16 protein-coding genes and 1 pseudogene are annotated in these 22,067 nt (G+C 39.9%); 14 read left to right on the forward strand and 3 right to left on the reverse strand.

What is annotated here, in order from left to right:
* Nucleotides 1-44: 44 nt before the first annotated feature.
* From QVP90_RS02140 to QVP90_RS02190, 11 genes and pseudogenes are all read left to right on the forward strand, one after another.
* Complete coding sequence (locus tag QVP90_RS02140; protein WP_005929613.1) at nt 45-1,505, forward strand: arylsulfatase; 1,461 nt, start codon at nt 45-47, stop codon at nt 1,503-1,505.
* Between the two features lie 11 nt (nt 1,506-1,516).
* The gene (locus QVP90_RS02145) at nt 1,517-2,581 is read left to right on the forward strand and encodes a beta-galactosidase (RefSeq protein ID WP_007481460.1); all 1,065 of its coding nucleotides are present in this window, start codon (nt 1,517-1,519) and stop codon (nt 2,579-2,581) included.
* Nucleotides 2,582-2,730: 149 nt separating this feature from the next.
* Nucleotides 2,731-3,666, forward strand: coding sequence for a beta-galactosidase (locus tag QVP90_RS02150; RefSeq protein WP_198285261.1), 936 nt, complete (start codon nt 2,731-2,733; stop codon nt 3,664-3,666).
* 62 nt (nt 3,667-3,728) lie between these two features.
* Nucleotides 3,729-4,727 carry a beta-galactosidase gene (locus QVP90_RS02155; protein WP_224206327.1) on the forward strand — a complete coding sequence of 333 codons (999 nt, stop codon included), beginning with the start codon at nt 3,729-3,731 and terminating at the stop codon, nt 4,725-4,727.
* A gap of 12 nt (nt 4,728-4,739) precedes the next feature.
* Nucleotides 4,740-6,230, forward strand: coding sequence for a sulfatase family protein (locus QVP90_RS02160; protein ID WP_005929627.1), 1,491 nt, complete (start codon nt 4,740-4,742; stop codon nt 6,228-6,230).
* Nucleotides 6,231-6,239: 9 nt separating this feature from the next.
* Complete coding sequence (locus QVP90_RS02165) at nt 6,240-8,435, forward strand: alpha-galactosidase (protein WP_021935545.1); 2,196 nt, start codon at nt 6,240-6,242, stop codon at nt 8,433-8,435.
* A 76-nt stretch (nt 8,436-8,511) separates the two neighbouring features.
* A complete protein-coding gene (locus QVP90_RS02170) occupies nt 8,512-9,897 on the forward strand; it encodes an arylsulfatase (RefSeq protein ID WP_044094070.1) in 1,386 nt (461 codons plus the stop codon).
* A 336-nt stretch (nt 9,898-10,233) separates the two neighbouring features.
* Nucleotides 10,234-10,755, forward strand: a pseudogene (locus QVP90_RS02175) (hypothetical protein); the annotation flags it as partial.
* Between the two features lie 260 nt (nt 10,756-11,015).
* The gene (locus QVP90_RS02180; RefSeq protein ID WP_406566617.1) at nt 11,016-13,685 is read left to right on the forward strand and encodes a hybrid sensor histidine kinase/response regulator transcription factor; all 2,670 of its coding nucleotides are present in this window, start codon (nt 11,016-11,018) and stop codon (nt 13,683-13,685) included.
* A 76-nt stretch (nt 13,686-13,761) separates the two neighbouring features.
* A complete protein-coding gene (locus QVP90_RS02185; RefSeq protein WP_021935547.1) occupies nt 13,762-14,094 on the forward strand; it encodes an MGMT family protein in 333 nt (110 codons plus the stop codon).
* A gap of 29 nt (nt 14,095-14,123) precedes the next feature.
* The gene (locus QVP90_RS02190; RefSeq protein WP_007481466.1) at nt 14,124-16,976 is read left to right on the forward strand and encodes a bifunctional fucokinase/fucose-1-phosphate guanylyltransferase; all 2,853 of its coding nucleotides are present in this window, start codon (nt 14,124-14,126) and stop codon (nt 16,974-16,976) included.
* Nucleotides 16,977-17,056: 80 nt separating this feature from the next.
* Here QVP90_RS02190 and QVP90_RS02195 read toward each other — a convergent pair whose 3' ends face one another.
* Both QVP90_RS02195 and QVP90_RS02200 read right to left on the reverse strand, forming a co-directional pair.
* Nucleotides 17,057-17,386 (reverse strand): PAS domain-containing protein, encoded by a 330-nt coding sequence (locus QVP90_RS02195; protein ID WP_005929654.1) that lies wholly within the window; start codon nt 17,384-17,386, stop codon nt 17,057-17,059.
* 111 nt (nt 17,387-17,497) lie between these two features.
* Nucleotides 17,498-18,400, reverse strand: coding sequence for a T9SS type A sorting domain-containing protein (locus tag QVP90_RS02200; RefSeq protein WP_007481467.1), 903 nt, complete (start codon nt 18,398-18,400; stop codon nt 17,498-17,500).
* Nucleotides 18,401-18,854: 454 nt separating this feature from the next.
* On the opposite strand from QVP90_RS02200, the gene QVP90_RS02205 reads away from it, so the two are divergent.
* The 3 genes from QVP90_RS02205 to QVP90_RS02215 are packed head-to-tail and all read left to right on the forward strand — an operon-like array spanning nt 18,855 to nt 21,779.
* Complete coding sequence (locus tag QVP90_RS02205; protein ID WP_005929657.1) at nt 18,855-20,081, forward strand: quaternary amine ABC transporter ATP-binding protein; 1,227 nt, start codon at nt 18,855-18,857, stop codon at nt 20,079-20,081.
* Nucleotides 20,078-20,902 carry an ABC transporter permease gene (locus QVP90_RS02210; RefSeq protein ID WP_005929659.1) on the forward strand — a complete coding sequence of 275 codons (825 nt, stop codon included), beginning with the start codon at nt 20,078-20,080 and terminating at the stop codon, nt 20,900-20,902. The genes QVP90_RS02205 and QVP90_RS02210 overlap by 4 nt, the downstream gene beginning before the upstream one ends.
* Nucleotides 20,903-20,918: 16 nt before the next feature.
* Complete coding sequence (locus QVP90_RS02215; RefSeq protein ID WP_021935548.1) at nt 20,919-21,779, forward strand: glycine betaine ABC transporter substrate-binding protein; 861 nt, start codon at nt 20,919-20,921, stop codon at nt 21,777-21,779.
* Nucleotides 21,780-21,856: 77 nt separating this feature from the next.
* On the opposite strand, the gene QVP90_RS02220 is transcribed toward QVP90_RS02215, so the two are convergent.
* A partial coding sequence (locus QVP90_RS02220; protein ID WP_288203796.1) for a hypothetical protein occupies nt 21,857-22,067 on the reverse strand: 211 nt, incomplete at its 5' end.

A 22,067-nucleotide genomic window follows, 5' to 3' on the forward strand; every position in this document is an offset into this window, starting at 1 on the left:
TATTTCAAATAATAGAATAATAATATTAAAAAAATAATAGAGTGATGAAAAATTTATTATCGATAAGTTCTTGTGTTGCATTTGCCGGATTGACATCTTGTGCAGGAGGTTCAACTTCTGAAAAGCAGATAACTCCCAATATCATATATATTTTAGCCGATGATTTAGGGTATGGGGATATTGGTATTTTGGGTCAAAAAATTATCAAAACACCTAATATTGACAAGCTGGCTTCTGATGGTATGATTTTTACTAACCACTATTCAGGAGCACCGGTTTCCGGACCATCCAGATGTATACTGATGACCGGAAAACATTCGGGACATAGCAGTATCCGTGGTAATAAAAGTATTGCCGGAGTGGGAGTGGCCCCCATCAACAATAATGATATTACTCTGCCGGAAGCTATCAAGAATCAGACAAATTATGTCACAGGTATGTGTGGACGTTGGCATTTAGGAGGTGAATTGACCAATCAAACTCCTTACCATCGTGGTTTTGATTATCATTTTGGCAAATTGAGTGCAGATTTTCCAAATCATTATGGGGTATTTATAGATTCTTTGTGGGACCAGAATGGAATACATATACCCTATGATAAGTATTCCAAAAAGAATATTGAGCCTATGTATGAAAATGGGAAATATTACAATCTTACTGAAGAAGAAAATAGTCATCGGCCAATAAATATGGATAGGTTGGTGACTGATAAGGCCAAGAATTTCATAAAGAGTAATAAAGATAATCCGTTCTTTTTATATGTGGCTTATTCTCTGATGCATGCTCCGATGGAATATCATGCTGATATGCCGATAGAGGCGAATGATTGGCCCAAAGAGGAAAGGGCTTTCGCTTCTATGTTGATGAGTCTTGATAAATATGTTGGGGAAATAGTAGCTCAGGTGGATGAACTTGGTTTAGGCGAGAATACGTTAATTGTATTTACCAGTGATAATGGGGCACACAATGAAGGTGGGCATGATTATCGCTTCTTCCACTCGACTGGTGACTATAGAGGATTTAAGCGTGATTTGTATGATGGAGGAATGCATACACCTATGCTCGTGCGCTGGACAGGAACTATTCCAGAGGGATCGCAGACGAATCTTTTGTCCGCTTTTTGGGATGTCATGCCTACTATTTGTGAATTGGCTGGTGCTCCTATTCCGGAACAAACAGATGGGATTTCTTTCGCTCCGACATTGTGTGGTAAAACTCAGGAAAAAGTTCATGATTATTTATATTGGGAATTTAACGAGCGTTCGGAACGTGTAAAACCGAGACATGAATATAAACAGGCTGTGGTATTTGATAATTGGAAAGTTGTCAAATATATTGATGCCGATAAGATTGAAGTGTACCAATTGGACAAAGACCGTTCGGAATCTAATGATGTGGCCAAAGAGCAACCTGAAATAATTGAGAAAGCTTTGCGTTATATGGAAGAGTCTCATCAACAAAATCCTATATTTCCATTGACTAAAGAAGAACGGAATATCAATTAAAAGAAGATGTCATGAAAAAGACAATATTTGCATTAATTATTTGCCTATGTTGCTTAAATAGCGTTTTTGCATTCAAGTATAGTAATACTCCTGCTGGAATGATTTATTTCGCCAGTCATGGTTATGTTGAGAATAATGAAGTTTTAAGTAATCCATATATTATTGGGGGATTGTATACAATGCATTGGTCTGTGATAGAGTCGGAGCAAGGTAAGTATAATTGGAAAGAGGTGGATGATTTTGTGAATCGCTGGACAAAGGCTGGAAAAAAGGTCGCTTTGCGTATCATGTGGTCAAGTAGTGGCTATTGGAGAAATCCAGTGGCTGGAAAGCCTACTCCGGCATGGGTATGGAAAGCTGGTGCCAAGTACGCTTATCATAAAGAGAGTAATACTGAATTAGCTTTATTTTGGGATCCGATATTTAGAGAACATGCCATGAATTTTATGAAAGCTGTCAACAAACACTTTAAAAATAATAAGGAGATACTTTTTATCGATGTTACTCCAGGAGCAGAAACAAATCCATATCGTTTTGGAACAATCAATAGAAAAGATCCTCAATTTAAAGAATCTTTTTCAAAAGTTCCGGCCAGTGATGGCCGGACTTACACAGAAGATTTGTGGACAGAAACAATTAAAAGCTGGATAAAGCAAACTGCCAAAGTAATGACTGATATCCCTTGTTTGGTAACGTTGAATCAAGGAAGTCTTTTTGGACGGAATAATTTTCCGGTTTTCGGTCAAACAGCCGTGGATAATGGTATGTATGTCGGTCAAAACGGCATACACGAAAACAGCTATCAGGGAAATGATGCACTAAGAACTAAATTATTTAACCAATGGAAGAATAAGACTAAATTATTCTTTGAGATGGTTCATGCTGCAGAAACGCAAAACACAGGCTCTATGCAAGGAGTTATTGAAGCTGCCAAGCGCATAGATTGTGACTATTTGAATGTGTATCCTCAAGATGTACTTAAATCAACTGTAGGAACCTCCTGCTATAATACAAAATGGGATGAGGCTCTAAAAAATGGCTATAATTATTTCTCATCTAAAGCGAAAGACAAATGATAAGAATAATCCTTTTTTTATTATGTGTTGTTATGGGGAGTGTTTCATGTACCGGAAATACGCCACCTAAGACTTCTCCTTCTATTAAGAATCAGACAAATACGAATGGGGGACTGATTTATTTCGCATCGAAACAACATCGAGACGATTTGGCTATACAAAATCCTTATATTGTGGGGGCGCTTTACACTATTTATTGGAGTGAATTGGAAAAGAGTAAAGGAGAATATGATTGGAGCGAGTTGGATGAATTTTTCAAGAAATGGTCGGCCGGAGGTAAAAAAGTAGCTATACGGGTGATATGGATATCTACAGGACTGTGGCCACATGAAGTGGCGCGTCATCCATCTCCAGATTGGCTTTGGAAGGAAGGGGCCAAGTATTATTATGATGAAAAGACTCAAACGGAGATACCGTTATTTTGGGATCCTATATATAATAAACATGCTCTTCGTCTAATGCAAGCTATTTATGATCGTTATGGGAAAGATCCGAATTTGTTATTTGTATCGGCAACACCTGGATATGAAACATTTCCTTGTCATCCTAAGACCGGTAGTGTAAGCACTAATTTCTTTGAAGATTTTTCAAAAGTCAGAGATAGTCAAGGGCGGGCTTATTCACCGGAATTATGGAAAAGTACTGTCAAGAATTGGATATCATCTATTTCTGCGATGTATAGCGATGTACTTACTTTTGTTTCACTTAATCGGGGGGGGCTGTTTCCTGAAGAAGATTATTTTCAGTTATTTGGTGAATATTCTGTAGAGTGTCATGTGATGGTTGGGCAGAATGGAATAAAAGCTTCAAGTTACCAGAATCAAAATGGTGGGCGTTATAAGCTATTTAGACAATGGAAACAGCAGGTTCCTGTTTTCCAAGAGATGGCATTGGCTTCTGGTAATATAGAAAGACAGGTCGGTTCCTTAATGGGAGTAATGGAAGCGGCAGTAAGAATAGACGCAGACTATTTGAATGTTTATGCCGTCGACGTTCTTAAAGGGACAAAAGGATATAAAGATTATGATCCGTCTTATGAACAAGCTCTTAAGTTCGGATATGAAAAATTACAATTAAAAAAATGATAATTATGCAGGTAAAAAACATTTATCTATTACTGGCTCTTTTATTTTGCTTTTTTTTAAGAATGAACGCTCAAAAAACGGATTATAGCAAGGGACTGCTTTATTTTGCCAGCTATGAAAGCTCTGAGGATGATTTGGTAAAAAAGAATCCATATATCATAGGAGCTGTCAGAACTATAAAATGGGCAAATATAGAGAAAAAGGATGGTGTATATGATTGGAGTTCGATAGATCAGTTTATAGCATCGTGGGCGAAATACAAAAAGAAAGTAGTATTGAGAATGCAGTGGGTAACAAGTGGCTACTGGAAAGATCCGATGTCTAAAACACCGACTCCCGAATGGGTTTGGGAAAAAGGAGCTAAATATGCGTTTCATGCTCCCAGCCAGACGGAAATACCATTATTTTGGGATCCGATATACCAACATTATGCTTTACGATTTTTATCTAAAATAGCAGAACGATACGATAATAATCCAAATATTCTCTTTATTGACATCACTCCGGGAGCTGAAACTAATCCATACCGTTTTCGTTCTATCAATAAAAAGGATCCGGATTTTAAAAAGGTGTTCATGAATATCGAGTCGAGCAACGGATGTAAGTACAGTGAGGATTTGTGGAAAGAGACTGTTTTAGAATGGTTACCTAAAGCTTCTGGTCTATTTAAAAAATTACCGACTGAAGTGGCATTAAATAAGGGCTCTTTATTTGATAATAATAATTTTGAGCTGTTTGGAAATCGGGCTGTTGAATGTGGAATGTATATTGGACAAAATGGACTTTCGGGCAATCGATACTCCGAAAAGGAATCCGCTAAGGTACAGCTACTGTCATCGTGGGCAAAAAAAACAAAGATCTTTTTTGAGATGGTCGGTGCGACATCCAAAGATGTAGGATCCCTTAAAGAAGTAATGGATGCCGCATTCCGTGGAAAATGCTCTTATTTGAATGTCTATGCCAAAGACGTTTTAAAAGGTACTAAGGGATTTCCTGAATATGATAATACCTATGAGGAAGCTCTTGAATATGGAAACTCTTTATTAAAGGAATCTTATTAATATGAACGAGAAATGAATAAATTTTTAACTTTGGCAGCCACTTCATTGGCTGCATTGCAAATGCAAGTTGTGGCGCAGGAAACACGCCCCAATATTATATATATCATGTCTGATGATCACGCTTTACAGGCTATAAGTGCTTATGGAAGCAGGTTGGCTAAAGTATTACCAACACCTAATCTCGATAGAATTGCAAATGAAGGGATTCGCATGGATAATTGTTGCGTTACCAATTCTATCAGTGCTCCGAGCCGGGCTTGTATTATGACTGGTCAATATAGTCATAAAAATGGTGTATATACATTGGATGACGGTCTGTTACCAACGCATGACAATTTTGCTAAAGAGATGCAAAAAGGTGGATATCAGACAGCTATTATCGGGAAGTGGCATCTGAAATACGAACCTGCAGGTTTTGATTACTATAATGTGTTACCAGGACAAGGTCGTTACAAGAATCCTGTTTTGATTTCCAAAGAAGAACGGAAAGGAAACACATGCCCTTTTGATAAAACTCCCGGCAAAATCTATCAAGGACATTCTACGGATGTGATAGCGTCTCAGGCTATAAATTGGATGAAAGAGCATAAAGATGATAATCAGCCATTTATGTTGATGTGTCATTTCAAGGCCCCTCATAGAAGTTGGGAATATGCAGAACGTTTTTCAGATTTATTGAAAGATGTGGAAATTCCGGAACCGGAAAATATGTTTGATACTTATGAAGGAAGGGCTTATTACACTAAGTTACAGACAATGAGTTTGGAAGACATGAATGAAAAGGACATGAAATGTGAATTACCGGCTAACTTGTCAAGAGATGAATTTCGAAAATGGGCGTATCAACGTTATATGAAAGATTATTTACGGTGTATAGCAGGAATTGATGAGAATGTTGGGCGTATTTTGAAATTCTTAGACGAGAACGGACTTGCTCAAAATACCGTTATTGTTTATACTTCAGATCAGGGCTTTTATTTAGGAGAGCATGGATGGTTTGATAAACGATATATGCAAAAAGAGAGTTTAAATATGCCGTTGTTAATACGTTATCCCAATGAGATAAAGCCGGGTAGTACCAATAAGAGTATCATTATCAATGCCGATTTTGCTCCTACTTTATTGGATTATGCAGGAATTTCAAAACCGAGCTATATGCAGGGTGAAAGTTTCAGAAGTATTTTGAAAAACGGAAAAGAACCTAAAGGATGGCGTGATGCAATGTATTACCGATACTGGATGCATGGTGACCAACATCATCATACTGTAGCACATTATGGTATTTGCACTGAACGGTATAAACTTATTTATTATTATGGTAAGACATTGAACAAGAAAGGAACTCACGAAATGCCTTATACTCCCGATTGGGAACTTTTTGATATGAAACGCGATCCGCAAGAAATGAGAAACTTCTATAATGATAAACGTTATCGGAAAGTAGTCGCTGACTTAAAGGAGAAGTTATATCAATTGAAAAGTGCTTATCAAGATAATGAATAATATAAATCGATGAGAATGAAGAAATTATTTTTAATATTTTATCTTGTATCTTGCACATTAGCTCATGCACAGGTAGTAAAAAATAATTTGTCAATAAATACGGAGAATACTTGTATGGTATTTTCCGTTACTACTGACGATGAGGTAATTTACAGGTATTATGGTAATAAGCTTCGAAACTTGGATGCCTTTTCTTACGAGTTGCGTAAGAATCCTCATCAGCCATTTCCAGCTTTATATCCTACATTTGGGGGGACTACCTCTATAAATCCTGCACTTAAGCTTACTCATGGGGATGGAATAATGGCATCTGAATTGAAATTTTCCGGTATTCGGACAATTCCTGTTAGTTCGGATGTTGTCGAAACTATAATTGAGTTAAAGGATAAATTATATGATATAAATGTCTCTCTTCATTTTAAGGCATATCAAAAAGAGGATATTATAACTCAATATGTCACGATAAAGCATCACGAGAATAAAAGTATAAAAATTGAAAATATTGCTTCCGGCTATCTAAATCTTCATGCGGATCATTATTATCTAAGTCATTTTGCCGGTGCTTGGGCCAATGAAATGCTATTAGAAGAGGAATTACTAACCCATGGGATTAAATCCATAGAGAGTACTAAAGGAGTACGAACGGCACAGACTGAAAATTCGTCTTTTTTAATTAGCATAGATAAAAAGGCGGATGAGTATTCAGGTGAGGTGTATGCTGGTGCATTGGCATGGTCTGGGAATTATAAACTGTCTTTTCAAGTATCGGAAACTGGAAATTTGGATATAGTTGTAGGTATGAATCCATTTGCTTCCTCATTTATTTTAGAACCGGGAGAAGAAATTAAGACTCCTGAAATAATATGGTCTTATAGCTCTATTGGCAAAAATCGCATTTCTCAGAATTTCCATAATTGGAGTAGGCGTTATGCATTAGCACATGGTAACGATCTGCGTCCTATCGTTTTGAATAGTTGGGAAGGTGTATACATGAATTTTGATGAAAAGGATATTTTATCTTTAATAGATGATGCTGCGAATTTTGGGGTGGAGTTGTTTGTATTGGATGACGGTTGGTTTGGTGATAAGTATCCGCGGGATAAAGCTGATTCGGGATTGGGAGATTGGGTAGTAAATAAAAAGAAGTTACCTCATGGTATCGGTTATTTGGCTGATTATGCTGTCAATAAAGGTGTGCGGTTTGGAATTTGGATTGAACCCGAAATGGTGAATCCACGTAGTGTATTAGCAGAAAAGTATCCGGAGTGGATAGTCAAAACAGATAAATATACACCTTATGTGGAAAGGAACCAATGGCTTTTAGATCTAAGCAATCCTGATGTTCAACATTTTGTAGAAGAAACTTTTGATAAAGTCGTATCAATGTCACCTAACATTTCTTATATAAAATGGGATGCAAACAGACATGCAAACAATGTAGGATCTTCTTATCTTCCCTCTGATAAACAGTCTCATTTTTGGTATGAATATACGAAGGGACTTTATAAAGTTTATGAGAAAATAAGAGCTAAATATCCTGATTTATTGATTCAGTTATGTTCCTCTGGCGGAGGGCGTTTGGATTATGGTGCATTAAAGTATCATGATGAATTTTGGACAAGTGATAACACAAATGCGGTTGATCGTATTTATATTCAGCACGGTACAAGCCATTTTTTTCCTGCTATAGCTACTGCATCACATATTTCTTCAAGTCCCAATCATCAAACAGGAATGTCATTACCTTTGAAATTCAGAGTCGATGTAGCTATGTCGGGGCGTCTGGGTATGGAGCTGCAACCTCGTGATATTACAGGGAAGGAGGTTGATTTTGTAAAACAATCTATTGATACCTATAAAAATATTCGCCCGATAATACAACATGGTGATTTATTCAGATTGTCGTCACCCTATGACAGTAAAAAATGGGCATCATTGATGTATGTGTCTCCCGCAAAAGACAGGGCTGTTTATTTTGTTTATAGTTTGGGCTATCATGTCAGAAATGAATTCTATTGTAAGAGTCTGAAAGGTTTAATGCCACATAAAAAATACAAAGTTAAAGAACTTAATAAACTCAATAAATCTTCTTGTTTTGCCGATGGTAAAATTTTCACAGGAGAGTATTTAATGAATGTCGGAATTCCATTTAATATTTCAAAACCGTATGAAAGTGGGGTTCTATTGCTGGAAGAGGTAAAATGATATTTATATATCATTCCGCCTCATTTGAAAATTTGTATTTGTAAAAAATATTATTCTAATACTGTCATAGATGACTATGAATAAACATTTATCTTTGATTTTTTCTTTATTTCCGATTAGCTGTGTTGTTGGACAAAATATTACTCATGCGACATCAATGCGTCCTAATATAGTCTATATTTTAGCGGACGATTTAGGAATTGGGGATTTAGGTTGTTATGGGCAAAAAATATTGAAAACTCCCAATATAGACCGATTAGCAATGAATGGTATGCGTTTTACCAACCATTATGCCGGTTCTACAGTTAGTGCGCCATCCCGTTGTGCTTTGTTGACAGGTAAGGATATGGGACATGCTTATATAAGGGGAAACAAACATTTACCTGATGCTACATCTATGGGGTACGATTTCCCTTTGGCAAGTAGTGAAAACACTGTTGCAGATTTACTTAAACAGTGCGAATATGTTACTGCATGTGTTGGAAAGTGGGGACTTGGAGGACCAAATAGTGAAGGAGATCCTCGCAAACATGGATTTGATTATTTTTTCGGATATTTAAGTCAGCGCAAGGCCCATCGTTACTATCCGGATTTTTTATGGGAAAATGATAAGCAACTAATGCTAAAAAATCAAGTGTATTCTCCTTATTTGATAACAGAAAAGGCATTGGATTTCATTGATCGTAATGCTTCTAAATCATTTTTCCTTTATTTTACACCTACACTGCCTCATGCAGAACTAATAGTTCCTAAAGAATCTTTACAGGAGTTTGATGGAAAATTTGATGAAGTTCCATTTCATGGTAATCGCTATGCGGCACAAGCAAAGCCACGTGCTGCTTATGCTGCTATGGTGAGTTGCTTGGATCATGCGGTAGGTAAAATTGTAGGAAAGCTAAAAGAGAAAAATATATTGGAGAATACGATTATCATTTTTTCTTCGGATAACGGCGTACATCAAGAGGGAGGACATGATCCGGAGTATTTCAATAGCAATGGCATTTTTCGTGGAATCAAACGTGATTTGTACGAAGGGGGAATACATACTCCTTTTATTGTGCAGTGGGAAAATGTAATTGCAAAGGGGCAGACCAGTTCGCACATTTCCGCATTTTGGGATTTTCTGCCTACAGTAGCTGATATAGTAGGATGTGATAAACCTGAAAATTGTGACGGAATATCTTTTTTACCAACATTGACTGGAAAAGGAACACAAAGGGAACATGAATATATATATCATGAAACCTATGAGCGAGAAGGTAAACAGTCTATCATTAAAGATGGTTGGAAATTGGTAAGATTGAATATGAAACATCCCCAAAATATAGTAGAAGAACTGTATGATATGAACAAAGATCCGTCGGAGCAAAAAAACTTGATAGAACAGTACCCTAAAATCGCTGATGAACTTAGGAAGTTGGCTATTTCTGTTCATCAATTCAATCCGAATTTTTCATGGTAACATACTTTCTCTGAGTAATTGTAAAACAGTAAATAGAATTTTGTTGGGGGTATGTCAAGGTTCAACTTTAGAGAAAATGATTTTAATCTGAAACTTGATGCCTTTCATCAGTAATAAAAAGAGCTGTATCAACTTTACCTTTGAATAATGATACAGCTCTTTTATGTTTATCAGTTACAATCCTTATCCATCTTTTCGATTTGCTAATGAGGAGGCTTTTTAGAAAATAGATCGTTTTTGAAGCCGAAAAATAAATCTATATATTTGTAGCATAGAGGATATTTCTCGGCAAGACTTAACTAATTATTTTATTCAATTTACGGCTATCAATCAAATATGAAATTCACTGGTTCTGAACAAAAAGGAGTCGGCATGGAACTGGAACAGTACCGTACCCGGCTCGAACAGATGGTTGAAGAGAAATCCAAAGACTTAATTGCCATTCAAGAAAAACTGGAAACAACTAACCGAAGGAAGTTGTTGTTTATCAGTGTGTTGTAGATATTGCAATTGGAACCGGATATACTTACGGCTATGAATATGGCGCTTGCGGAAATTGGCTGCTATACCGGTGTCGATCGTTTGGCGACATGGGAAAACCACCTTGACGGTGTTACCTATGGCAGTACCTATGAATGGTGTAACGACGGTATCGAGCCGGCTATAGATTATCTGCGGAGTATGACTATTGAGGCGGGAAAGCCTTGGTTTGATATGTTCGAAGATAATAATATTATCTGTACATCTGATATTTATTCGCTCGATCCTTTTATTGCTCAGATGCTCGAAGTACAGGGTGTAAAGGCTATTGCTGTTTTTCCGCTTTCACAGTTAGGCGTACACTTCGGTTTTCTTTCTATTTATTTGTAATGCATCTAATTTTATCGTTTTGGGATAAGTAAACAAGGAGTTGTATTTTGTTTGTAATGGAAATGTGATATTCCGAAAGAAATCTTTATCTTTGAATCTCAATACACATTCTACTAACAACTATGAGATATAGGATGAAAATGTTGCGGGAGATGCGGTGGTGTAATTCAGCATTTATGGCCGGTTTATTTTCTTTATTGGTCTTTATAACCGGATGCAAGGAGGATACACCTCATTACGTAATCGGGATGTCACAATGTAGTGATGACAGTTGGCGTCATAAGATGAACGATGAGATATTGCGTGAGGCTATGTTTTATGACGGGGTCTCGGTCGAAATACGTTCGGCGCATGATGATAATAAGAGGCAGATAGAGGATATCCGCTATTTTATTGACAAGAAAGTAGACTTGTTAATTGTGGCTCCCAACGAAGCCGCGCCGATTACACCGGTGGTGGAAGAGGCTTTTGATAAAGGGATTCCTGTTATTATGGTGGACCGGAAAATTTTGTCTGATAAGTATACCGCTTTTATGGGAGCGGATAATTATGAAATAGGACGGGAAGTCGGTAATTATCTGGCAGCGAAGCTCGGAGGTAAAGGAAATATCGTAGAGCTTACCGGCTTGAGCGGTTCGACTCCTGCTATGGAGCGGCATCAGGGATTTATGAGTGCCATCAGTCATTATCCGGACATTCATCTGTTGGCTAAAGCGGATGCTGCCTGGGAGCGTGAACCGGGACGAATCATAATGGATTCTCTTTTGAAAATTTATCCGAAGATAGATGCTGTCTATTCACACAATGACCGCATTGCACCGGGAGCTTTCGAAGCGGCACAAAAACAGGGGAGAGAAAAAGGGATTGTGTTTGTAGGGATCGATGCCTTGCCCGGAAAAGGAAACGGGGTGGAATTGGTGTTGGATCATGTGCTGGATGCTACTTTTATCTATCCTACCAATGGAGACAAAGTGTTGGAGATGGCGATGAATATTCTTGAAAAGAAGCCTTTTCCGCGTGAAACTACTTTGGAAACAGCGATTGTCGATCCGATAAATGCTCCGGTGATGAAACTCCAGACGGCTCATATTGCCGATCTTGATGAGAAAATAGAAACGTTGAACGGCCGTATCAGTGGATATTTGTCCCGGTATGCCAATCAGCAGGTGGTACTTTATGGCAGTTTGTTTGTCCTGTTATTGGTGGCCGGACTTTTGTTGGTAGTCTATAAAGCTCTCCGAACTAAAAACAGACTGAATTCTGAACTTTCCAGACAAAAGGCGCAGTTGGAGGAACAACGTGATACTCTTTCGGAGCAACGGGACCAATTGGTTCAACTGTCTCATCAGTTGGAAGAGGCAACTCATGCGAAATTGGTGTTTTTTACCAATATATCCCATGATTTCCGTACTCCCTTGACATTGGTGGCAGATCCGGTAGAACAGTTGCTTGCAGATAAAACGCTTTCCGGCGATCAGCATAGACTGCTGCTTCTTGTTCAGCGCAATGTGAATATCTTGCTGCGTCTGGTCAATCAGATTCTTGATTTTCGTAAGTATGAAAATGGTAAGATGGAGTATACTCCGGTTCCTGTCGATTTATTGCAATGCCTTGAAAACTGGAACGAATCTTTTCAGGCGGCAGCACGTAAGAAACATATTCGTTTTTCTTTCGATCATATGCCGGATACAAACTATCGTACCCAAGCTGATGTAGAGAAGTTGGAACGTATTTATTTCAATCTTCTTTCCAATGCCTTTAAGTTTACTCCGGAGAATGGGAAGGTGACAGTCCGTCTTTTTGCCTTGGAAAAGGAAGGACGACCTTTTTTCCGCTTTACCGTAGCCAATACCGGTAGTTTGATTTCTGCGGAGCATATCCGTAGCATCTTTGACCGGTTTTATAAGATAGATATGCATCATGCCGGATCCGGCATCGGTCTTGCTCTGGTGAAAGCTTTTGTAGAAATGCATGGTGGAACTATACAAGTGGAAAGTGATGAGAAGCAGGGGACGATGTTTACCGTTGATCTTCCATTTTGTTGTTGTACGTCTTCTCCGGATACATCTTCTATGGATATGTCTTCTATGGGCACATCCGGTCATGAGTCTCCTGTCGAATTATTGGAAGGGGAGGAAGAGGAAGAACGGAATTATGATTCTTCCCGGATGTCTGTATTGGTGATCGATGACAACGCGGATATCCGTTCTTATATTCATGGATTGCTAAGTGCGGAATATTCTGTGATCGAGGCGGCTAACGGTTCGGAAGGTATCCGCAAAGCGATGAAATATGTGCCCGATTTGATTATTTCCGATGTGATGATGCCGGGAATAGATGGCATTGAGTGTTGCCGTCGTTTGAAGAGCGAATTGCAGACTTGCCATATTCCGGTAATCTTGCTGACGGCTTGTTCTCTTGATGAGCAGCGTATTCAAGGTTATGACGGCGGTGCAGATTCGTACATATCCAAGCCTTTCAGCTCGCAGTTATTGTTGGCGCGTATTCATAATTTGATTGATTCGCACCAACGCCTGAAGCAATTCTTCGGAGATAGGCAAACGTTGGCGAAAGAGGATATTTGCGATCTGGATAAGGATTTTGTTGAAAAGTTCAAGGCTCTTATTGAAGAGAAAATGGGAGACTCTGAATTGAATGTGGAAGATCTGGGTAGAGAAATGGGGTTGAGCCGTGTGCAATTATACCGCAAAATAAAGTCACTGACCAATTATGCTCCTAATGAACTGTTGCGTATGTCCCGTTTGAAACGGGCGGCATCTTTGTTGGCCTCTTCCGGAATGACAGTGGCTGAGATAGCCTATGAGGTCGGATTTACTTCTCCTTCTTATTTTACAAAATGTTACAAGGAACAGTTCGGCGAGAGTCCGACGGAATTTTTGAAACGGAAAGGGACGTGAGAAAGAATGAAGGAGTGAAGGAATGAAATGAAAAAATGAGAGGATGAAAGAGTGAACGAAATGAAGGAATTGAGAAATGAAAGATTATAAAGTCGATAAAGAAAAAATGTCTGATGCTTTCTGCCGGGAAGTGTACGGTGTTGTTCGGGATGTGCCTGCCGGAAAGGTTATTTCTTACGGAGAAATAGCCTCTTTATTGGGAAAGCCGCAATGCTCGCGTATGGTAGGGAGAGCCTTGAAACAGGTTCCTTCCGAATTGAATCTGCCTTGTCATCGGGTAGTCAATGCACAGGGAAGGCTTGCTCCCGGATGGGAAGAACAGCGTCTGTTGTTGCAGGAGGAGGGCGTTTGTTTTAGAAAAAATGGAAATGTGGATATGACCCGATGCCTGTGGCATTATGATGAATAACATGAATTTTAAATAATAACAGATTAATCATGAAGAAATTACTATCTCTGCCGCCGAATTTGGTTCATTGCTTTCATGAGTTGGAAGGAGTGGATACTTCGGAATGGTTTTGTACTTCCGATCCCATAGGGGCTAAGTTGGGTTCGGGGGGGGGAACAACTTGGTTGCTGCAAGCCTGTCATGAAAATTATGCTTCCGGAGAGTCCTTTCCGGGGTGGCTGGAAAACGAAAAAAGAATATTGCTTCACGCCGGTGGACAAAGTCGCCGCCTTCCCGGATATGCTCCTTCCGGAAAGATACTGACTCCGATACCTGTTTTTAGTTGGGAACGGGGACAGCGGTTGGAACAGAACTTACTGTCTCTTCAATTGCCTCTTTACGAGAGAATCATGGGTATGGCACCTGAGAAAATACATACGTTGATAGCGAGCGGTGATGTATACATCCGTTCGGAAAAGCCATTGCAGGATATTCCCGATGCTGATGTCGTGTGTTACGGGCTTTGGGTAAACCCGTCGTTGGCTACTCATCATGGGGTATTTGTTTCTGACAGGAAGACGCCGGATATACTTGATTTTATGTTGCAGAAACCTTCTCTTGCAGAGTTGGAGGGGTTGGCCAAAACACATCTTTTCCTTATGGATATCGGGATATGGCTGTTGAGTGACCGTGCCGTAGAACTTTTGATGAAGCGTTCTTTAGATAAAGATACCGGCGAGATAACCTATTATGATCTCTATTCCGATTATGGGCTTGCTCTCGGTAGCCATCCGAAGACGATAGATGAAGAGCTGAATAGTCTTTCCGTTGCCATACTGCCTTTGCCCGGAGGAGAGTTTTATCATTACGGAACAAGTCGTGAGCTTATTTCTTCTACGTTGGCTGTACAGGATAAAGTTCGCGACCAGCGTCTTATCATGCATCGGAAGGTGAAACCGAACCCGGCAATCTTTGTGCAGAACTCTTCTACTGCCATCTCTTTTTCTGCTGGAAATGCGAATCTGTGGATTGAAAACAGTTACGTGGGCAAAGGGTGGAAATTGGGCTCTTGTCAGATAATAACGGGGATACCGGAGAATGATTGGGAGATTTCTTTGCCGGACGGTATTTGTCTGGATGTGGTTCCGATGGGGGAAAATGGTTTTGTAGCACGTCCTTATGGATTGGATGATGTATTTAAAGGAGCCTTGAACTCGCCGCATACGATGTTTACCGGCATTCCTTTTACGGAGTGGATGGAGCAACGTGGTCTGTCGACCGATGATTTCCGGGGACGCATCGATGATTTACAGGCCGCTCCTGTCTTTCCGTTGACCGAGTCGGTAGAGGAACTTGGGGTACTGCTACGCTGGATGACTACTGAGCCTGATCTGGCAGAAGGGCGTGCATTATGGCTGAATAGTAAAAAGTTCTCGGCTGATGAAATTTCTGCACGTGCCAATCTGCAACGGCTCTATGCCCAGCGTACAGCTTTTCGTAGAGGAAACTGGCAGGCGTTGTCGACTAATTACGAGAAGAGTGTTTTCTATCAACTTGATTTGGAAGATGCGGCTCATGAATTTGTAAAACTTGGACTTGAAACACCACGGGCTCTTCCGGACGATGCTGCACAGATGTTGCAAATGCACAACCGGATGTTACGGGCCCGTATTATGGAGTTGGAAGGCAAGCAAGACAGCCGTGAAGAAGAAAAGGCGGCATTCGGTTTGTTACGTAATGGTTTGTTGGGGCAGGTTTGCAAACAAAAGAGCCATCCTGTACTCAATGTTTATTCCGATCAGATTGTATGGGGACGCAGTCCTGTACGTGTCGATGTGGCAGGAGGTTGGACGGACACTCCTCCTTATTCGCTTTATTCCGGTGGAAATGTGGTGAACTTGTCTATCGAGTTGAATGGGCAGCCTCCTTTGCAAGTATACGTTAAGACTTGTAAGGAGCCTCATATCGTACTTCGCTCCATCGATATGGGAGCAATGGAAGTAGTGAATACTTATGAAGAGTTGCAGGATTATCGTAAGGTCGGTTCTCCTTTCTCTATACCCAAAGCTGCACTTGCACTGGCAGGTTTCATACCACAGTTTTCGGAAATCTGCTACGGTTCTTTGCAGGAACAATTGGAGGACTTTGGCGCTGGGATCGAAGTGACTTTGTTGGCTGCCATACCGGCAGGTTCCGGACTGGGAACCAGCTCCATTCTTGCTTCCACCGTGTTGGGGGCTCTTAATGATTTTTGCGGATTGGCTTGGGATAAAAATGAAATCTGCCGTTGTACATTGGTATTAGAACAGTTGCTTACGACCGGTGGAGGTTGGCAGGATCAATACGGTGGTGTATTCTCCGGTGTGAAGTTATTGCAGACGGAAGCTGGATTTGATCAGACTCCGTTGGTACGCTGGTTGCCCGATCAGCTTTTCACAAAACCGGAATACCGCGATTGTCATTTACTGTATTACACAGGCATTACCCGTACGGCAAAAGGAATATTGGGTGAGATTGTTCGTTCCATGTTTCTTAATTCCGGGAAGCATCTTGCGCTGTTGTCCGAAATGAAAGTTCATGCTTTGGATATGAATGAGGCTATCTTACGTGGCAATTTTATGAGTTATGGCAGGCTGGTAGGAAAGAGCTGGTTACAGAATAAAGCCCTTGATGCCGGTACTAATCCACCGGAAGTGGAAAAGATTATTCGTTTGATTGAAGATTACACGTTAGGACATAAATTACCGGGAGCCGGAGGCGGTGGTTATTTATATATGGTGGCAAAAGACCCGCAGGCGGCTGTACAGATTCGTCGGATATTGACAGAATATGCTCCGAACCCACGGGCTCGTTTTGTAGAGATGACCCTGTCCGACAAAGGATTGCAGGTATCCAGAAGTTAGTTATTATCAATTTCCCGTAGCATCTTCCACTTTAGATGCTGCGGGTTTTAAAAAAGATGCTATCTCTCTTGGAGGTGCATTTATTTCCGGATATAGTGAGGCATTTCTCCGGGGAGTTCCATTGATATTTCTACCAGTCCGCCTACTATTCCTTCATTAAACCAGGCAGTTTGATAAATCATCTTCTTGATGCCGTTTTTTTCTATTGTATAGGCATTACTGCCGCCGGTTTGTAGCATTTCATGTATTTTCTCCTGTGACTGTGCGTTGTGACAGGTAAGGAGATTTTTCCCAATTAGATTTCCGTATTTGGCAAACGTTTGGCATGCCTTGTCGTTCATGTAAAGGATGATTCCTTTGGTGTCGCATACGGTTACGGCACAATTCATTTCTTTAGCCCATTCGTACATAGATTCTTTTTATCTTGATTTATGGGCAAAGATACTCTTATTCATTTGAAAGACAAAAAGGGAGAAACTCTGAAATTGCTTCTCCCTATTCAAATATTCGAATAAAATTTATTATTGTACGATCACTTTGCCTGTACTGATGGATTTGCCATCGGATACGATATTATAGATATACATGCCTTTCATACGGCGGGTAGGAATTTTTACCTCTTTACTTGTGATTGCCTGGCGATGAATCATACGACCACTTTGATCACACAATTCAATGAAATTACTCGAAGTTATGTATTCTTCACCTACTTCGATTGTGAATGTTTCATTCTGGCGCACCGGATTGGGATAATTTTTGAAACTGGCGGTTTTGGTGAATTTTACCCCTGATCCCTCTGTGCTTTTATTAATTTTCCAGTAAGTAGTATTAAATACCATTTCTCCCGGATCAGTGGAGTTATTTGTTTCAAATTCATTTCTTATATAGTAATTTTTACCGAATTGAACCAGTTCGATGGTTATTTCCGCACTTCCATATCCAAAATAGGAGTTTATTGCTTCCACTGGGAGAGTACCGAGTACTGCTCCGTCTTCATTCATAACTTCTGCTTTTTGAAGAGAATAGGTAGATTGGTTACCTGTCTTCTCTTTATTGAAAGTACAAAATATATATTCTATTTTATCATCGTCATTGAATAGGTATTGACTCCATATAGAACCACTGTATGCATCATAACCGGTTAATTCATCCAAGTCAAAATCAGCGATGCCGTAAGCTACATCTGCTTCTCGGTCGTAAACGGCATTCTTGACTATAAATTGGTCGGATTTTTTTAATTCGTCATTATAAATATCAACGATGTAGTCTTTACTGCTTTCTGTAATCGTATATAAGAAAGGATTGGCTACGAAAAAGTGTGCTATTTCACTTTTAGCTGTTATGACTATCGGTTCTTCGGTTAAACTTTGTCCTTGTGCATTTATGGCAAGGATACTAAAAACTACAAGTAATAATTTTCTCATAATGATGTTTGTTTATATGATTAATATTTTGTGAATTTAGGCATTTATATTCGGAAAATAAAATGCACTAATTATCAATAGTGTTTATCGGGTATATTTGAGTGTTTATTAGCTCTTATATCGTAGTTATGTTGCAAAAAAAGATTATTTAATTATGTAATTTTTCTTTTTGGGGGAATAAAAGTTTGTGAACAAAGGGTATAAAGATATTGTTTTAAATGATGTGCCGTAACTTCGATACACTCTGATTTGATATTTTCTCGGATTTATGCTTGTGCGGGATTTCACCGATGCGCCAACCATTCTATGTAATTTATTAATCTTTATCGGACAGTAGACAAGCCGAAAATTTCTCGGAATGAGACTTTTACTGTTGGATTACATGCAGTAATATACGATGTCTGTTTCAATGCAGGCATGGAACATCATTTTAATTATCTAAACCTATTTATGTATGAACAAAATAAACATTAAAGACTTGTATCTTATTTTTGGAAACGAAAAGCAGAAGGCACTTCGCCTGCTGAAAGAAGGTAAAAGTAAAAGTGAAATATTGAAAGCAGCCGGATGTACGATTGCTGTTAGAGACGCAAACCTTTCGATTGACGAAGGAGAAATATTCGTTATTATGGGATTGTCCGGAAGTGGAAAATCTACTTTGTTGCGCTGTATCAATCGATTGATAAAACCGACTTCAGGAGAAGTTATTATCAACGGGACGGATATCTCTAAGGTCTCCGATAAAGAACTGTTGCAGATACGGCGCAAAGAGTTGGCTATGGTTTTTCAGAACTTCGGTTTATTGCCACATCGTACGGTACTGCATAACATTGCTTTCGGACTCGAACTTCAAGGTGTAAAACGGGAGGAAAGAGAGCGAAAGGCTATGGAAAGTATGCAATTGGTAGGATTGAAAGGATACGAGAATCAGATGGTTGGTGAACTTTCCGGTGGTATGCAGCAGCGTGTTGGGCTGGCACGGGCATTGGCCAATGATCCGGAGGTACTGTTGATGGATGAGGCCTTTTCGGCTCTTGATCCGTTGATTCGTGTACAGATGCAGGATGAGTTGCTGGCTCTGCAAGCCAAGATGAAGAAAACCATTGTATTTATTACCCATGATTTGAGTGAAGCCATTAAGTTGGGGGATCGTATTGCTATCATGAAAGATGGAGAGATCGTACAGATCGGTACTTCGGAGGAAATCTTAACGGAACCGGCCAATGGATATGTGGAACGTTTTGTGGAAAACGTGGATCGCAGTAAGATTATTACAGCCGCTTCGGTTATGATCGATAAACCGTTGGTGGCACGTTTGAAGAAAGAGGGACCGGAAGTGTTGATCCGTAAAATGCGTGAACGCAATTTAACGGTACTGCCTGTAGTGGATAATGGGAATATATTGGTGGGAGAAGTCCGGTTGAATGATTTGTTGAAGTTAAGAAAGGAACAGGTGAAGTCGATCGATTCCATCGTACGCCATGAGGTACATTCTGTATTGGGCGATACGATTCTTGAAGATATTCTGCCGTTGATGACAAAAACAAACTCACCTATCTGGGTGGTAAATGAAGACAGGGAATTCGAAGGAGTCGTTCCTCTTTCCTCTCTTATTATCGAGGTGACCGGAAAAGATAAAGAAGAAATTAATGAAATCATCCAAAACGCAATAGACTTATGATAAATATCGGAAAATATATAGAAATGGCCATAAACTGGCTTACAGATCATTTTGCTTCCTTCTTTGATGCGTTGAGCATCGGTATCGGAGGATTTATCGACGGTTTTCAGCATGTACTGTTCGGGATACCGTTTTATATAACCATTCTTGCGCTTGCTATACTTGCGTGGTTTAAGGCTGGTAAAGGGGTGGCAGTATTCACTTTGTCGGGACTGCTTCTTGTTTACGGCATGGGATTCTGGGAAGAGACGATGCAGACACTTGCCTTGGTGCTTTCTTCTACCTGTCTGGCTTTGTTGTTGGGAGTACCGATGGGAATTTGGACGGCAAACAGTGACCGTTGTAATAAAATCATGCGGCCTGTTCTGGATTTTATGCAGACGATGCCTGCCTTTGTTTATCTGATTCCGGCAGTGCTTTTCTTTGGCTTGGGGACGGTACCCGGTGTTTTTGCTACAATTATTTTTGCTATGCCTCCGGTAGTTCGCCTTACAGGATTGGGAATACGGCAGGTTCCAAAAAATGTAGTAGAAGCTTCGCGTTCGTTCGGGGCTACTCCTTGGCAGTTGCTTTATAAAGTACAATTGCCATTGGCGTTGCCTACCATTCTTACAGGGGTAAACCAAACGATTATGATGTCTTTGTCTATGGTGGTGATTGCTGCCATGATTTCGGCTGGAGGACTGGGAGAAGTAGTGCTAAAGGGGATCACCCAAATGAAAATCGGTTTAGGATTTGAAGGTGGTATAGCGGTTGTTATACTGGCTATTATTCTGGATAGGATTACTCAGGGAATAGCCGGGAAAAAGAATAAAAAATAATATAATCAGTTGATGTATGAATAATAAAATAAGAATTATTACAATAGTATTGTTTGCCGTATTTTTGTTCATCTCTTGCGGAGGCGGAGGAGAGAATAAGAAAATAAAGATCGCTTATGTTAACTGGTCGGAGGGGATTGCCATGACTTATATGGTGAGAACCATCCTTCAGGAACAGGGATATGATGTCGAATTACTGAATGCCGACCTTGCCCCGATATTTACTTCACTTTCCCGGAAAAAGGCAGATGTCTTTATGGATGTCTGGTTGCCGGTGACGATGAATGATTATATAGCACAGTATGGAGATAAATTGGAAATTATCGGGGAGGTATATGATGAGGCCCGCATCGGGTTGGTAGTGCCGGAATATGTGACTGTTAATTCAATTGATGAGTTGAATGCACAGAAAGACCGGTTTGGATCAAAAATTATCGGTATTGATGCTGGAGCGGGTATTATGCGCGCTACAGACAGTGCGATAGAGAATTATGGTTTGGACTATAAACTGATGACTTCGAGTGGTCCTGCCATGACTGCCTCATTGAAGAAAGCTATCGACAGGAACGAGTGGATAGTTGTTACGGGTTGGACACCGCATTGGATGTTCGACCGTTTTAAATTGAAGATATTGGAGGATCCTAAAAAGGCTTATGGTGCTGCAGAAAAGATTTATACAGTTGCATGGAGAGGGTTTTCAGAGAAGAATCCGTTTGTGGCCCGGCTTTTCAAAAATATTCGTTTGACAGACGAAGAGATCAGCTCATTGATGACTGCTATGGAGGAAACAGAAAAGACAGAAAAGGAAGCAGCCCGGCAATGGGTTAGTGAACATCGGGAACTGGTGGACAGCTGGATACCGGTGCAGTCACAATAAAAGTGAAAGGCGGAAATCCACGAGGGACTTCCGCCTTTTCTTTATTTAATAAGTCGATTTATTCTAAGTCGATTTATTTATTCAGCAACACCCCAAGCTTGGTTAGCCAAACGCTTGTAGTTGTTGTAACGCCATTTAGCATTGTCTTCAGCAGCCTGGAAGAGTTCTTCTGCTTCTGCAGGATACTGCTTCATTACAGATGCATAACGAACTTCACCTTTCAGGAAGCCCTTGAAGTCGTCCCAGTTCGGTTCTTTGCTGTCCAGCATGAACGGATTTTTGCCTTCT

Source organism: Bacteroides sp. CAG:189 (assembly GCF_000432295.1).
Taxonomy (GTDB): domain Bacteria; phylum Bacteroidota; class Bacteroidia; order Bacteroidales; family Bacteroidaceae; genus Bacteroides; species Bacteroides salyersiae.